The organism is Pandoraea communis (assembly GCF_902459745.1).
In the GTDB taxonomy this organism is placed as follows: domain Bacteria; phylum Pseudomonadota; class Gammaproteobacteria; order Burkholderiales; family Burkholderiaceae; genus Pandoraea; species Pandoraea communis.
In genome coordinates this window covers 674,725-688,786 of the sequence record NZ_CABPSJ010000004.1, presented here as the reverse complement: position 1 = coordinate 688,786, position 14,062 = coordinate 674,725, and the positions used below count along the sequence as shown (strand labels likewise).

The window sequence follows — 14,062 nt, the reverse complement described above, 5'->3', positions numbered from 1 at the left end:
TTATTGCGTCTCCGCTTTGGAGGCCGGACCGGCGCGCGCGGGCGCTACCGGTTTGGCGTTGTCTTGCGGCTTCGCATCACGGGGGGCTTCCGGCTTGGCGGCACTTTCCGTGGTGTCGGCCTTGAGCTTGACTTGCATGCCGTCGGAGAACTGCGCGACGTTGTGCACGATGACCTTCTCGCCGCCCTTGAGGCCGTCCGTCACCAGCCAGTCGCGGCCGTCGATCGCTTCGGCATGCACCTTCGTATCGCGCACCTCGCCTTGCGCATCGACCACGCGCACCACGGCGCCATCGACCGTGCGCGTGAGCGATTCGCGGGGCACACGTACGACGTTCGGGTTGACGGCCCCTTGCATGCTCACCTTCACGAACGCGCCGGGTAGCAGCACGCCGTCCGGGTTCGGCAGCAAGGCGCGCATGGCGATAGTGTCCGTGCCGGGGTCGACGGCCAGATCGGTGAAGAGCAGCTTGCCGGGCAACGTGTACTCTCGCCCATCGGGCAACGTCACATGCACCTGCGGCGCAGCCGACTCGCTGCCGTGTTGCAGCTTGCCCGCGCGCAGATCACGCGTCATGGCGTAGACCTCCGCGGCCGGTTGCGAGAAGTTCACGTAGATCGGATCGATCTGCTCCACGCGTGTGAGCAACGTGGCCGAGTCGAGTCCGACGAGAGCGCCTTCGGTCACTTCGGCTCGACGCACGCGCCCCGCGATGGGCGAGACAACACTCGTATAGCCGAGGTTGAGTTCCGCCTTGCGGACTTCTGCGCGGGCCGCAAGCACGTCTGCGCGCGCGCGGGCTTCAGCCGCACGTGACTCGGCGTCTTCGCGGGCGCTGATAGCGCGCTCTTCGAGCAAGCCGCGATAGCGCTCGATCTTGTCGCGTGCCGAATCGTGTTCGGCCTGCGCCTTGGCGAGCGCACCGCGAGCGGCATCGAGCGCAGCAGACAGCGGTTGCGGGTCGATGCGGAACAGCACGTCGCCCTTGGCGACTTTCTGACCTTCCTGATAACGGCGCTCGATGACGACACCGCCCGCACGAGCGCGCACGTCGGCGCTGCGGTAGGCCTCCAGGCGGCCCGGTTGTTGGGTCGTCAGCGGTTCGGCGCGACGCTCGACCGTGCGCACGACGGCTTCGGGCGTAGCATCGGCGGCGTCTTTCTTGCCGCGATCCGAGCAGGCGGCGAGCAAGAGAACACTGGCGATCAGGCTGGCGGACACGCCAGTTAGCATTCCGAAACGGGTTCGGTTATCGATTTTCGGTGACATGTAAGAGCATTGGATTTACGACATCCGGTCAGGGTGTCGATGCCGCGTTCGGTGCGCGACGTCAACCAGTGGCGAAGCCAGTGGTGGGGAACCGGGGGCCCACATCTCTCCAGGAGCGCCGTGGGTGGCAGGTGCGCGTTGCGCGAAGGAGGTCTTTACCTGAGACCACCGGACCGGGAGATCCGGTCGTCTGCCGCCTCGCCTATGCTGGCGTTTCAATCTGGCGTTTTACATTGGAGAAGCACGATTCTGCCTCGAAATTACTGTTAGAAAAAGTTGGAACCTATCTATAAAATGGATGAATGAACTGGACAATAGAACAATTGCGCTATTTTGTGGCGGCTTCGGAAGAAGGCTCGATATCGGCTGCCGCCCGCCGGCTCGGCAAAGCCCAGTCGGCGGTGAGTACGGCGATTTCGCTGCTCGAAGCCGATTTGGGATTTGAACTATTCGACCGGAGTCGCCGCAATGCGAGACTCACCGATCAGGGTGAGGTGATGCTGCTCGAGGCCAAGGAACTGCTGCGGCAGGCCGAGGGCCTGAACCATCGCGCGAATGCCTTGGCGTTCGGCGAGCAGCCGCAGTTGTCGCTGGCACTCGATGAGGCGCTGCCGTATCAGGCGGTGAGCGAACTGGTGCGGGATCTCGCTCACCAGTTCGCCTACCTTGAGTTGACGCTGCTCTACGGCACGTCGACGGAAGTTGCGGAGTATGTCGAGAAGCAGCGAGCGGACATGGGCTTTCACGTGGATCGCGGCGCGATTTCGTCCGCGCTGGGACACAAATACGTCGGATCGGCTGTGCAGGGCGTATTCGTCGCAGGCGATCATCCGCTGGCCTATCGCGATCAGGTGACACGCGGCGATTTGGCGAAGTACCGGCAGATTCTGTTGCAGATGGACGACTTCACCCCATTGCAGCTCAGCCCGGCGATCTGGCGGGCAGACAGTTCCCACGTGATTGCCAGCATGGTCGTCGACAAACTCGGCTGGGCCGTTCTCCCTATCGATATTGCGGAGTACGAAGACCTTCACGAATTGCGCTGCGACGATCTCGGTCTGCCGCAGTTGCCCGTGCGTATGCTCTGGCGTTTTGGGCGAGAACCCAACGACGTGATGCGCTGGTGCGATGCGCGGTTTGCCGAGTTGTTACGGGTGATTTCAGAGGAGGCCTGAGCCAATGCGCGACGCGTCACGGCAGTTCGTCGCCCGGTTCGACAGCCGGGCGCTTCCGGAAGCGCCGGAGGTTTGGCGTGCGTTGGTGCGTCCGTATGTCGACGTGCGAATCGAGGCAAGTCCGCACGGCTTCATGGGCGAGATGAGCGGCACGCATCTGGGAGATTGCCTAATCAGCCGCAGCGCCTGCTCTGCCACGATGGATCATCGGCGCAACGCGATGGATATCCGGCGAAGCCACGTGGATCATCTGCTGATTCAGCTTTTCACCTCGGGAGGCGTTCAGGGCGAATACGGCAAGCGCGCGGTCAACGCAGCGGCAGGATCGATCGGCGTACTGGATCTGGGGCAGACGGTCAACAGCCGCACCACGTCGTTCTCGACCATCACGCTCACCGTACCGCGCGACCGTCTCCCAACGTCGCTACGCGACCAGAAGCTGCATGGCGCGGTGCTCGCCCCTGAATTAGGCGCAACCCGCTTGCTGGCATCGCATCTGACTGAGTTGTTGAAAAGCGCCCCGACGCTGACAAGCGAAGAAATGGCGGCCTCCGTGAATGCCGGTCTGATTCTGCTCGGCGGTGCGCAGTCGAAGCTGCTAGACAACGCAGGCGACGCGCAGCAGGTCATCCGGGATGGCGTCAAGCGGCTGATTCGAGATCACATCGATCGCTATCTGACGACCGATGCGCTATCTCCGGAGCAAATCTCAGCGGCGATGGGCGTTTCACGGTCCGGCCTGTATCGATTGTTTCAGGCGGATGGCGGAGTACAGGCCTATATTCAGGCGCGCAGGCTCGACAGGTGCTTTGACGAATTGCTGCTATCCACAGGCAATCGCATCAGCATTATCGAGATTGCTTTTCGCTACGGTTTCTCGAGCGAGAGCGTGTTCAGCCGCGCCTTCCGCCGGCGATTCGGTGTCAGTCCGCGCGAAGTGCGCGCCAGCGCGAGACAGACCACGGATCGCAAGCCCGTCGAACCGGCATCGCCGGGTGATGAGGCCACCGTGCGAGGGTGGCTCGAAGGCATTCAACGCACACCGCCGACGCGCACGGCGGCATCGTCCTGAGCCAGACGGGCAGGTCAACGTCAGCCGTGGGATCGGCGGTCAAGTTTTCCGGGACGTGGGGCCGGGTATGAGATTTTCGATTCGAGGAAGATCGTGTTTTTTTGCGGTCCTCAACGATGAACCCCATCCTCTCGTCCCGTCGAAGCGCTCACCCGCGTATTTCGCTCGTTGCCCTATCGATCGGTGCGCTATTCACCCCGGCAGCATTCGCGGCCGGCGTCGTGATCGCAGACGCACCCATTTTCCTCGGACCAAGTAGCGGCAGCGCGTCGAGTGCCACAGGCATCAGCGCCGACGGTTCCGCCGTGATCGGGACAGCGACGGTTCTCACCGACACACAGGCCTTTCGCTGGACAACCGCCACGGGTATGCAGAACCTCGGCACGCTCGGCGGCCGCTTTTCCGACGTGACTTCGGTCAGTGCCGACGGTAACGTCGTCGTCGGCCGCTCCACGACCGCGTCCAATGGCAGTGTGGTCGCCTTTCGCTGGACAACCGCCGCAGGGATGCAGAGTCTCGGCACCCTTGGCGGCGTGTCCTCCGACGCAACGGCCGTCAGTGCCGATGGCGCTGTCATCGTAGGCAGTTCGTATCCGGCAGCCATAGGCAACACGCACGCCTTTCGCTGGACAGCCGCCGGCGGCATGGCGGATCTGGGTACGCTGGGCGGCAACAATTCCTCGGCATCTGCCGTGAGTGCCGACGGCGGTGTCGTCGTAGGCGAGGCCTCGACTAGCGGCAATGTGTTACGCGCTTTCCGATGGACGGCCGCCACAGCGATGCAGGATCTGGGGGCGCTCGACGGCGGAAGCTCGAGTGCGTCGGCGGTCAGTGCCGACGGTGCCGTCGTGGCAGGTAAGGCGAACACGATAAGCAACGCAACGCGGGTGTTTCGCTGGACAAGCGCCACGGGCATGAAAGATATCGGCACATTTGGCGGGGACACCGCCTACTTCTACGGCATGAGTGCCGATGGTTCCGTTTTCGTCGGCGCTGCCGCGATGCCGGGCAACACCGCCGTCCACGCCTTTCGCTGGACTGGCGCGACGGGCATGGCCGATCTGGGAACGCTGGGCGGCCCTCAGTCCTTGGCGAGCGCCGTCAACGCCAGCGGGTCTGTGATCGTGGGGCTCGCGCAAACGTCCAACAGCGACCTTCGTGTTTTTCGCTGGACCCGCGCCACGGGGATGCAGGATCTGCAAACGCTGCTGGCCAATGCCGGGGTGCGCATGTCCGGTATCACCCTGAGCAGCGTATCGGGCCTGTCATCGAACGGGCAGTACATCGTTGGAAGCGGCAGCGGGCCGGCGACAAACGGCATCGGCCAGGCTTATCTCATCCGGTATATCGATGCGACGGTGTTGCCGCCTCCCGCAACGGAGCCTGCCACCCCGCAGAACCCTGCGGCAAGCACGCCGAGCCCCGGATCGCCCTCGCCAGCCGCCCCTGTGCTTCCCGTGATCGCGGGTGTCACCACGCCGGCGTCGGTGCAAGCCTCGGCCAATCAGGTCGGCAAGGGGCGTCAAAGCGTCATGGGGCAGATGCACGGCTTCGCCGACCAGATGCTGGGGGAAGGCGCGCCGTCGGGCGCGCCGAGCGGGGTGTCGGCGTTCGGCTCGGTCGGCTCGCTGGCTGCGGGGATCACGGGGCATTTGAATCTGGCGCCGTTCGAACTTGTCGCGGGCCTTGGCTATGCGTCGGAGAGCTATTCGGATACGGAGATGAAGGGGGCCTTTACGGCAGCGGCCAAGCTGCGCTACGCCTATATGCTCGACGACCGGATCGGGTGGTTCGGCGAAGCTGGCGGCTTCTACTCGCCCGACAGCAATTACCGCTTCTCCCGCAACTATGCAAACGGCTCGGGCACCGCGACGGGCAGCGGCAGTGCGTCGGGCAGACAAGCCTATGGATTTGCGCGTCTCGGCATGCTGATCAACGTGACGGCGAACGATCAACTGACGCAATCCCTTGAAATCGGACGCCAGGTATTGCATACGGGGTCGTACAGCGAGGTGCTGTCACCGGCCAACCCGTTCGAGGCGAGCATGCCGGCGTCGTCGTCCACGATGAACGTGCTCAAACTCCGCGAGAAGTGGGTGCATGCTTTCACCTCGACCATCGACGCCGCGATCTGGGGCGCGTGGGCGCATGGCTTCAGCTACCGTGACGGCTCACAGTTGAACGTCGGCGGCGTGGGTGCACTCTCGCCGCAAGTGTCGAACCGCCTCAATTGGGTGGAGTATGGCGCCCGGGTAGGCTACCGGGTGAATCGAAAGGCAAAGGTTTCGGCGTTCGTCAACGGTGTGGCCGGCGCCGACGTCGGGGCACGCACCCACGTCGGGCTCAATCTTGAGATGTTCTTTTGATGGCGTTGCCCGATGCGCGATAACGAGTGAGGAAGCGATCGAACTCCCCCGCAAACGCTTTGCCGTCGCGGGGGCTGAAGGGCGCGGGTCCGCCCGTGTCGATGCCGGCGATGCGAAGCTGATCCATCATGTCGCGAACGGACAAACGTTCCCGGATATTGTCTGGCGAGAACCAGCTCCCTCGCGGATCGAGCGCATTCCCGCCCTTGTCGAGCACCGCCGCCGCGAGCGGGATATCCCCGGTAATCACCAGGTCTCCGGCAGTGACCAATTCGACGATGCGCGCGTCGGCGACGTCGAATCCCGACGGCACCTGAATCGTCTTGATGAATGGCGACGGCGGTGTACGCAAGAATTGATTCGCGACCAGGGTGACCTGAATTTCCTCGCGGCGCGCCGCGCGAAACAGAATTTCCTTGATGACGGCGGGACAGGCGTCGGCGTCGACGAAAACTTGCATTTTGGGTGACTTCGAAAGCGTTGGAGAAGTCATCATAAGCCATCGTTGATCTTCCGCAGCGCCGGGAATTTACGCTTCGGCACGCCCCCGTTTGCAAAAAAGCAGGTCGCCGTCCGCAATGCCGTGCGCGGCCGCCACCAGGCTCCCCACATTCACGCTTGCCGTCGCCCCGAAGTACACACCCGCAGGTTGACAAAATAAGTCGTTGACGGACAACGCCAGCATCTCTTAGCACTCCCACAATGGAGCCGCGTGGTTAAAGCCCAAAAGACGACCACCTTTGCCATCTGCGTCGAAAGCTGGGGGCTCGACTTGCTCGAAATGGTGCGTGGGGTCAGTGTCAAGCCGGAAAATGCACCGCAGAGGTGCGGAAATGGATTTCGTCAGGGCGCTCCTAAATATATTTAATATATCGCCGTAAACCCTCGAATGCAGGTGGTTTCGAACGAATGCCCCTGCGCTGCAGATATCCTCCAATCCTCCGGACGTCCCTACGTTCGGGAAAGTGCAAGGACACACCATGCGGTTCTCCCGTCTTTCAATAAACGGCCGCCTGGCCGCTTCGATGGCATTTCTCGGCGTACTGCTGATCGCCATCGGTGCTTTCGGCCTCGTCGGTATGCACGACAGTAACGACGCCAATCGCGTTACTTACGCTGAACAAATGCCCAAGTCCATTGCTGTGGGAGAGATGACGATCCTGGTTGGCCGCCAGCGCACGTCGCTGGACCGGGCGGCAATCAATCCGGGTTCGGACGATGCGAAGCTCATGTATACGAAGGAAAAAGAAGTGGCCACCGGCGCAGAAGAGGCTTGGGCCCGCTACCTGAGCTTGCCGCGCGACGCCGGCGAAGACAAGCTGGCCGCTGAGGTAACCACGCAGTATCGTGCCACTGAAGACGTGCTGACGCAGTTCCGCGAAGCGACCGTGCGTGGAGATCGTGACGAGATCCTCAAGCTGATGGTGAACGTCGGCACCATCTACACCCGTATGCAGACGGCTGCGCAGGCGCTCAAGACCTATCAATTGAATCAGGCGAAGGAGACCTTCGACGCCGCACAGAGCCACTATCAATTGTTTCGCGCTGGCAGCATCGTTGCGATCCTGATCGGTGTGCTCGCGGCGGCCCTTAGCTGGCTGATGCTCCGCCGCGCAATCCTGGGGCCTGTCAATGAAGCGATCGGGCACTTCGAAGCCATTGCGCATGGTGACCTGACCCACGACATCCAGGTGCGCTCGCAAGACGAGATGGGCCGCATGCTGCAAGGATTGGTGGCGATGCAGGCGAGCCTGACGCACACCGTCGAGTCGATTCGCGACGGCAGCGTTGCCATTGCCAACGCCACGCGTGAAGTTGCAGCGGGCAATGCCGACCTGTCGGCACGCACCGAAGGGCAGGCGGCCTCGGTGGAAGAGACCGCGTCGAGTGCGGAGGAGTTGGCCAGCACGGTACGTCAGAATGCGGAGAACGCTGAGCGGGCGAGCGAACTGTCGTCGTCCGCCTCGGGCATTGCGCGCAAGGGGCATGACGTGGTGTCGTCGGTGGTCAGTACGATGGACGAGATCAGCAAAGGCTCGGCGGCGATTTCGGAGATTACGTCGATGATCGAGGGCATTGCGTTCCAGACCAACATCCTGGCGCTGAACGCGGCCGTCGAGGCGGCACGTGCAGGCGAGCAGGGCCGCGGTTTCGCCGTGGTGGCTGGCGAAGTGCGCACGCTTGCACAGCGCTCGTCGGCGGCAGCCAAGGAAATCAAGGAACTGATCGAAAACTCGACGCAGCGCATCGCCACGGGTGCCGGGCAGGTGCAGCAGGCCGGTGCGACGATGAGCGAGATCATCGATGCAGTGAGCCGCGTGCGCGCCATCATGGACGAGATCACTGCAGCTTCGCGGGAGCAGAGCCAGGGCGTGGGGCAGGTCAGCATCGCCGTCAATGAAATGGATCAGGGGCTGCAACAGAACGCGGCGCTTGTCGAGCAGTCGGCCGCTGCGGCCCGAGCGCTTCAGGAACAGGCGCAAGCGCTGGCCAGCACGGCCGCGTTCTTCAGGTTGCGTGCCGATGGCATCGGCGCGCGCAGTACGGGGCCGCGCCGGGACGAACCGGCGCTGGCACAAGACAACGCGTTGAGGTTGGTGGCCTGAGCACACGGCACTCCGTGCTTTAGTCGGCCGTTCGTCTGCGGCGACACACGAAAAAAGCCCGCCAATCGGCGGGCTTTTTTTGCTGCGCCGCGAGGAAATTCAGGTCACCCTGGTCGCGAATCAATTCTTGCGCACACCGCCGTCGCCACTCATCAAGACGATTCAAGGGCCGTCGGGATTCGGCGTCGCCGGAGACCTGATCGAAACCCGCTTTCACACCTCTGAGGTGCATTTTTTCGAGCTTGACACCGGCTCCACACACCATTTCGAGAAACTCGCCCCCCAGCTTCCGACGCTCACTTCGGCGCAATATCGCGACGCACTCGCTGAATATGCTGCTCGACATAGAACCCCGCGCTCTCGGCATCGCGTTGCACAATCGCCTCGTAGATCATGCGATGCTCCGCCGCATAGAGATGGATGCGATTGGCATCGTAAATGCCGTCGTCCTTGATCCGCTTCCACAGTGCCTGATCCATCGTTTTTGCCACTTCTTCGGCAATGCGCACGAGCAGGGCGTCGCCGGTCATGATCGCGAGTTGCCGATGGAACAGCCGGTCGCTGTTGTTCCACAGCGCACGTTGCTCCGGGTCGCTGATGTCCTGAATGGTTTCCATCTGATCGAGGAACTGCTCGGCCATGCGGTCTCGCTTACCTTGGCTTGCGGCCTTGCGGGCGATCGCCGGCTCCAGGATCAGGCGGGCATCGAGCGTCGATGTCGGGCTGAAATCCGCGTCCACGTCATACGCCGAGCCGCTCGCCGGGCTTGTAGCAAGGATCTGCGCTGCGCCCGGCACGACGTAAGTGCCCGAGTTGCGACGCGTAACGACCAGCCCTTCGTTCTGGAGCGCACCGATCGCTTCGCGCACCGCGGGTCGGCCGACACCGAACCGGGAAGCCAACTCACGCTCGGACGGCAGACGCGCCTCGGGCGCAAACCGGCCAGCGCGAATCTCTGCGCGAATCTTTTCCGACACTTGCTGATAGATCTGCAACGGCCGAAACTCGCCGTCCAGTTCGGGACGTGCTGACGTCATAACTCCCCCCTTCATCTGTTGATCTGTCTGCGAGGCGCGCTCGCGCAGCCGAGGCCGATCCGGCGGGCCGCCAGTCCGCCCGACCCATGGCGAACGCTCGCCACACCACATTACCAATCTGGTCAGAATAATAGCCCAAATTCGACCAATTCCAAGGGGCCCGCACGGTGTAACAGGACCCACCGCACGCCTATCACCGCATTTCGCATACAGCCAGAAACTCGTCACTATTGCACTATCTTTGCCCAATCCACCATATTTCACCGATTTCCGGTTACCGCTCTCGAGAGAGTGTTTTTATTTTTGACTGGTTGATTACAAGTCCAATTTGGTCTAGCATCCAATCCAGATACCTCGCATCGACTGAAATTCCTTCCACCTTTCAGCATTTTGGTTCCCTTAATGAACCAAAAAAGCGCGACAGCGACCCATCTGGAGAAAGAACATGCAGTTCAAGACGCGTTTACTGGTAGCAGTACTCGGTGCGTGCGGCTTCTTGAGCGCGAGTAGCGCCGCCTCGGCCGATCAGTTGTCTGACGTGAAGGCGCGCGGCACGCTGACGTGCGGCGTGCTCGCCACGTTCGAGCCCTATGGTTATACGGCCCCGAACCGGGAGGTGGTCGGCTACGACGTCGACATGTGCAATGCCGTTGCCAAACAGCTTGGCGTGAAGGCGGAAGTGCGTCCGGTGGCCATCGAAGCCCGCATTCCCGAATTGCAGCAAGGCCGTCTCGACCTGCTGGTCGCCGGCCTGGGCTACTCGCCGCAGCGTGCCGAACAGGTCGCGTTCAGCGACGGCTATTACGTGAGCGAGCACAAGCTGGTGGTACGTGCCGACAAGGGCTACAAAAGCGCCACCGACCTGAACGGCAAGCGCGTGAGCTTCACCAAGGGTGGCATCACCGAGGGCTTCGTTCGCAAGACGGTGCCGCAGGCAACGCTGGTCGGTTTCGAAGACACGCCAACGGCCTTCATGGCGCTAGTGCAGGGCAAGGTCGATGCGTTCAGCGTGTCGGAAGTGGTCTCGCGCCGTCTGATCAGTAAGCTCGGCGCCAATGCCGGCAAGTTCAAGACGGTGGAGCCGCCGGTGGGCCAGGAAGTGTGGGGCATCGGCGTGCGCAAGACCGAGCCGGGCATGCTCAAAGCCGTCAACGATGCGTTACACGGCTTGGAAACGTCGGGAGAAGCGCGCCAGATTTTCGACAAGTGGCTCGGCAACGGCTCGCAGTACAAGCTGCAGCGCACATTCACGATCCAGCCGATCAAGGGCTGACGTGACGGCCATGGTCCGACCGCCCCATCTGAGTGCTCTTCAGCGGCGTATCCCGTGAGCACCCTGTCCGCGTTTCAAACGATCCTCACCGGCGAGAACGGGCATTTGCTGCTGCAAGGCGTCGCGGGCACCCTGGTGCTCGCGATCGCCAGTTGGGCGACGGCGTTCCTCGTGGGCATTGTGCTCGCCACGCTACGCATGACGCGTGTGCGTGTGCTCGAATGGCTGGTGGTTGTGTTCGTCGAATACCAGCGCAACGTGCCGCCGCTGGTCCACATTTTCCTGTGGTACTTCGGTGTGCCGCAGTTGCTGCCCGATGTCGTGCAGGACTGGCTCAACGCCAACCATGGCGAGTTTTACCTGTCGGTCGTGGCCATCGCGCTGTACTACGGCGCCTACATTTCCGAAGACATCCGCAGCGGTTTGCGCAGCGTGCCGTGGGGCCAGCACGAAGCCGCCCGCGCCATCGGTCTGAGCTATCTCGGCTCGATGCGCCGCGTGGTGCTGCCGCAGGCGATGCGTCATGCCATTCCGCCGCTCGTCTCGGGCAGCATCCTGCTGGTCAAGACGACGAGCCTGGCGATGGTGATCGGCGTGGTCGAACTCACATATGTGACCAAGGACATCGCCAACCGCACGTTCCTGACGTTCGACGTGTTCGGCATCAGTACGGCCATCTACGTCGTGATCGCCCTGTCGTTGATGTGGCTGGGTGCGGTCGTTGCGCGCCGCACGCGCCTGCCGGGGAGGTAAGCCATGCTCGACATCTTGCGCGACTACGGCGTGCTGCTGCTCATCGGCGCGTATCCGAACGGCCCGCTGGGCGGCCTCGCCGCCACCGTACTGCTGTCGATCATCGGCATCGGCCTGGCGTTTCCGCTGAGCATCGTGCTGGCGCTGGCCCAGTTGAGTCCGTTCGCCTGGATCCGCCGGCCGGCCATCGGCTTCCGGTATCTGGTGCGCAGCATTCCGCTGGTGATGCTGGTCTTTGGCGCGTACTTCGTGTTGCCGGCGATCGTCGGCCGCCCGGTGGCGGGCTTCACCACGATGGCCTGCACACTGGTGATCTTCGAGGCGGTGTATCTCGCCGAGATCGTGCGCGCCGGCATCGAGGCTCTGCCCAAGGGGCAGACCGAAGCGGCTCAGGCCCTCGGCATGAGCTACCACGTTCGCATGCGCCGCATAGTGCTGCCGCAAGCGCTCTACAACATGCTGCCGAGTATGGTCGGCCAGTTCGTCACGGCGCTCAAGGACACCTCGCTCGGCTTCATCATCGGTGTGCAAGAACTGACGTATGCGGCCAGCCAGGTCAACAACGCGCTGCTCACGGAGCCGTTCAAGGTCTACTTCCTGCTTTCCATCGTGTACTTCGTGCTGTGCTTCTCGATTACCCAGTTTGCCCGCCGGCTCGAAGCGCGCATCGCCGCGCGACGTTCGGCGGCCGGCGCCCGTAAGCCGTCATCCGTGCGAGCACGCAGCGCGCGCCGCCAGGGAGTTCCTTCATGATCCGCTTCTCCAAGGTCAATAAGTGGTACGGCGACTACCATGCGCTGCGCGACATCGACGCCGAAGTCCGTCGCGGTGAAGTCGTGGTGGTGTGTGGCCCGTCGGGCTCCGGCAAGTCGACGATGATCCGCACCATCAACCGTCTCGAAGAGATCGACAACGGCCAGATCAGCGTCGACGGTCAGGACATCCATGCCCGCGGCCTCGATCTGAACCGCTTCCGCAGCCACGTCGGCTTCGTGTTCCAGCAGTTCAACCTGTTTCCCCACCTGTCGGTGCTCGAGAACGTCGTTGCCGCGCCGCTGTGGGTCGGTGACATCGACCGCAAGACCGCCATTGACGAAGCGCACGCGATTCTCGAGCGCGTGAACATGGCCCACAAGGCCGACGCGCATCCCGGCCAACTCTCGGGCGGCCAGCAACAACGCGTGGCGATTGCCCGCGCGCTGGCGATGAAGCCGCCGGTGATGCTGTTCGACGAGCCGACCAGTGCGCTCGATCCGGAGATGGTCGGCGAAGTGCTGGCCGTCATGAAGGATCTCGCGCGCGAGGGCATGACGATGGTCTGCGTCACCCACGAGATGAAGTTCGCGCGCGACGTGGCCGACACCATCTGGTTCATGGACGGCGGCACGCTACTCGAGCGCGCCGATCCGCAAACGTTCTTTACCGCCCCGAAACACCCGCGCGCGCAGGCGTTTCTCTCCGACATTCGCAGCCACTGACGTCTGTTGCAGGCGGCCGCGCCCCGCGTGCACCACAAGCACACGCGCCGGCCCCGCAATGGATGGCGTGACGCCATACACCGACAAAGCCCAGCCCCGCCCCATGTCCGCTACTGAAACCCTCGCCGTCTGCGATCAGGCACAGACCGCCCGTCTGCTCGACTACCCCACCCTGCTCGACGCGGTGCGCGACGCCATGATCGAGTACACCGCCGGCAAGATCGCCAGTCCCGAGCGGCTGGTCGTGCCGATGCAGCAGGGTGTGATGCTCAGCATGCCGGCCGTGGCCGACGATCTTGTCGCCCACAAGCTGATCACCGTGGTGCCAGCCAATACCGGGCGCGGCCTGCCGACCATCAACGGTCAGGTCACCGTGCTGGATGCCGTCACGGGCAGGACGCTGGCCCTGCTCGACGGCCCCGAAGTGACCGGCCGCCGCACAGCCGCCGTCACGATGCTGGGCATTCGTACCTGCCTGCCGCATGCGCCGCGCGAGATTCTGATGTACGGCACGGGCACGCAGGCCCGCCATCACGTTCGGGCCATCGCGGCCATCTTCCCGGATGCCCGGCTACTGGTCCGAGGCACGAGCCTCGCGATCGCCGAGGCGTTCTGCAATGAGATGCGCGAAACCTTCCCCAATGCCGTCCCGGCCGATCCGCTACGCATCCCCGAAACCGTAGATGCTGTGATCACGGTGACGACCAGCCTCGAACCGGTCTACGACGAGGTGGGCCGGCCGGGTCGTGTGGTGGTGGGCGTGGGCGCCTTCAAGCCGGAGATGGCCGAAATCGGCAAGGCTACGCTGGATGCCAGCACGATCTACGTCGACGATCCGGTTGGCGTGTCGGTCGAGGCCGGCGACCTGATGCGCGCCGGCGTCGACTGGAACACGGTGATCCCGCTGGCGACGGCGTTCGGTCAGACGCCGGACTTCTCACGTCCGATCGTCGTGAAGAGTGTCGGCACGGCCGCGTGGGATCTGGCGGCGAGCCGCGTGGCCGTGGCCAATCTGATGCGCGCCGCAGGCTGA

The 14,062-nt window shown here is 63.2% G+C and carries 13 protein-coding genes and 1 pseudogene; 10 read left to right on the top strand and 4 right to left on the bottom strand.

Annotation, left to right across the window (positions count from 1 at the left end; translation table 11 throughout):
- Nucleotides 1-1,233, bottom strand: coding sequence for an efflux RND transporter periplasmic adaptor subunit (locus tag PCO31110_RS17790; RefSeq protein ID WP_051126352.1), 1,233 nt, complete (start codon nt 1,231-1,233; stop codon nt 1-3).
- A gap of 338 nt (nt 1,234-1,571) precedes the next feature.
- On the opposite strand from PCO31110_RS17790, the gene PCO31110_RS17785 reads away from it, so the two are divergent.
- The 3 genes from PCO31110_RS17785 (at nt 1,572) to PCO31110_RS17775 (ending at nt 5,882) form a co-directional block, all read left to right on the top strand.
- Nucleotides 1,572-2,444, top strand: coding sequence for a LysR family transcriptional regulator (locus tag PCO31110_RS17785; protein ID WP_010806961.1), 873 nt, complete (start codon nt 1,572-1,574; stop codon nt 2,442-2,444).
- Between the two features lie 4 nt (nt 2,445-2,448).
- Nucleotides 2,449-3,516 (top strand): helix-turn-helix domain-containing protein, encoded by a 1,068-nt coding sequence (locus PCO31110_RS17780; protein WP_150691011.1) that lies wholly within the window; start codon nt 2,449-2,451, stop codon nt 3,514-3,516.
- A gap of 116 nt (nt 3,517-3,632) precedes the next feature.
- Nucleotides 3,633-5,882, top strand: a complete 2,250-nt coding sequence (locus tag PCO31110_RS17775) for a hypothetical protein (protein WP_150691010.1) — start codon at nt 3,633-3,635, stop codon at nt 5,880-5,882.
- Here PCO31110_RS17775 and PCO31110_RS17770 read toward each other — a convergent pair.
- Together PCO31110_RS17770 and PCO31110_RS17765 are read right to left on the bottom strand one after the other, a co-directional pair.
- Entirely contained in the window at nt 5,860-6,342 is a 483-nt protein-coding gene (locus PCO31110_RS17770) for a YaiI/YqxD family protein (protein ID WP_010806964.1), read from the bottom strand. The two genes, PCO31110_RS17775 and PCO31110_RS17770, sit on opposite strands and share 23 nt — an antisense overlap.
- A 69-nt stretch (nt 6,343-6,411) precedes the next feature.
- Nucleotides 6,412-6,567 (bottom strand): hypothetical protein, encoded by a 156-nt coding sequence (locus tag PCO31110_RS17765; protein WP_010806965.1) that lies wholly within the window; start codon nt 6,565-6,567, stop codon nt 6,412-6,414.
- A 295-nt stretch (nt 6,568-6,862) separates the two neighbouring features.
- On the opposite strand from PCO31110_RS17765, the gene PCO31110_RS17760 reads away from it, so the two are divergent.
- Nucleotides 6,863-8,488 carry a methyl-accepting chemotaxis protein gene (locus tag PCO31110_RS17760; protein WP_150691009.1) on the top strand — a complete coding sequence of 542 codons (1,626 nt, stop codon included), beginning with the start codon at nt 6,863-6,865 and terminating at the stop codon, nt 8,486-8,488.
- Nucleotides 8,489-8,573: 85 nt separating this feature from the next.
- Nucleotides 8,574-8,678: pseudogene (locus PCO31110_RS26345) on the top strand (PIN domain-containing protein); the annotation flags it as partial.
- A gap of 106 nt (nt 8,679-8,784) precedes the next feature.
- Here the strand turns inward: PCO31110_RS26345 and PCO31110_RS17755 are convergent.
- On the bottom strand, nt 8,785-9,525 hold the full coding sequence (locus tag PCO31110_RS17755; protein WP_010806968.1) for a FadR/GntR family transcriptional regulator: 741 nt from the start codon (nt 9,523-9,525) through the stop codon (nt 8,785-8,787).
- A gap of 445 nt (nt 9,526-9,970) precedes the next feature.
- On the opposite strand from PCO31110_RS17755, the gene PCO31110_RS17750 reads away from it, so the two are divergent.
- From PCO31110_RS17750 to lhpI, 5 genes are all read left to right on the top strand, one after another.
- Nucleotides 9,971-10,798 (top strand): transporter substrate-binding domain-containing protein, encoded by an 828-nt coding sequence (locus PCO31110_RS17750; protein ID WP_150691008.1) that lies wholly within the window; start codon nt 9,971-9,973, stop codon nt 10,796-10,798.
- Nucleotides 10,799-10,852: 54 nt separating this feature from the next.
- Nucleotides 10,853-11,551 (top strand): amino acid ABC transporter permease, encoded by a 699-nt coding sequence (locus PCO31110_RS17745; protein ID WP_010806970.1) that lies wholly within the window; start codon nt 10,853-10,855, stop codon nt 11,549-11,551.
- 3 nt (nt 11,552-11,554) lie between these two features.
- On the top strand, nt 11,555-12,304 hold the full coding sequence (locus PCO31110_RS17740) for an amino acid ABC transporter permease (RefSeq protein WP_010806971.1): 750 nt from the start codon (nt 11,555-11,557) through the stop codon (nt 12,302-12,304).
- On the top strand, nt 12,301-13,029 hold the full coding sequence (locus tag PCO31110_RS17735) for an amino acid ABC transporter ATP-binding protein (RefSeq protein ID WP_150691007.1): 729 nt from the start codon (nt 12,301-12,303) through the stop codon (nt 13,027-13,029). The genes PCO31110_RS17740 and PCO31110_RS17735 overlap by 4 nt, the downstream gene beginning before the upstream one ends.
- Before the next feature lie 103 nt (nt 13,030-13,132).
- The gene (lhpI, locus tag PCO31110_RS17730; protein WP_036663218.1) at nt 13,133-14,062 is read left to right on the top strand and encodes a bifunctional Delta(1)-pyrroline-2-carboxylate/Delta(1)-piperideine-2-carboxylate reductase; all 930 of its coding nucleotides are present in this window, start codon (nt 13,133-13,135) and stop codon (nt 14,060-14,062) included.

What these genes read in the sequence shown, in the direction of transcription:
- PCO31110_RS17790 (WP_051126352.1), bottom strand. Translation starts at nt 1,233, where the DNA reads ATGCTAACTGGCGTGTCCGCCAGCCTGATCGCCAGTGTTCTCTTGCTC.
- PCO31110_RS17785 (WP_010806961.1), top strand. Translation starts at nt 1,572, where the DNA reads ATGAACTGGACAATAGAACAATTGCGCTATTTTGTGGCGGCTTCGGAA.
- PCO31110_RS17780 (WP_150691011.1), top strand. Translation starts at nt 2,449, where the DNA reads ATGCGCGACGCGTCACGGCAGTTCGTCGCCCGGTTCGACAGCCGGGCG.
- PCO31110_RS17775 (WP_150691010.1), top strand. Translation starts at nt 3,633, where the DNA reads ATGAACCCCATCCTCTCGTCCCGTCGAAGCGCTCACCCGCGTATTTCG.
- PCO31110_RS17770 (WP_010806964.1), bottom strand. Translation starts at nt 6,342, where the DNA reads ATGCAAGTTTTCGTCGACGCCGACGCCTGTCCCGCCGTCATCAAGGAA.
- PCO31110_RS17765 (WP_010806965.1), bottom strand. Translation starts at nt 6,567, where the DNA reads ATGCTGGCGTTGTCCGTCAACGACTTATTTTGTCAACCTGCGGGTGTG.
- PCO31110_RS17760 (WP_150691009.1), top strand. Translation starts at nt 6,863, where the DNA reads ATGCGGTTCTCCCGTCTTTCAATAAACGGCCGCCTGGCCGCTTCGATG.
- PCO31110_RS17755 (WP_010806968.1), bottom strand. Translation starts at nt 9,525, where the DNA reads ATGACGTCAGCACGTCCCGAACTGGACGGCGAGTTTCGGCCGTTGCAG.
- PCO31110_RS17750 (WP_150691008.1), top strand. Translation starts at nt 9,971, where the DNA reads ATGCAGTTCAAGACGCGTTTACTGGTAGCAGTACTCGGTGCGTGCGGC.
- PCO31110_RS17740 (WP_010806971.1), top strand. Translation starts at nt 11,555, where the DNA reads ATGCTCGACATCTTGCGCGACTACGGCGTGCTGCTGCTCATCGGCGCG.
- PCO31110_RS17735 (WP_150691007.1), top strand. Translation starts at nt 12,301, where the DNA reads ATGATCCGCTTCTCCAAGGTCAATAAGTGGTACGGCGACTACCATGCG.
- lhpI (WP_036663218.1), top strand. Translation starts at nt 13,133, where the DNA reads ATGTCCGCTACTGAAACCCTCGCCGTCTGCGATCAGGCACAGACCGCC.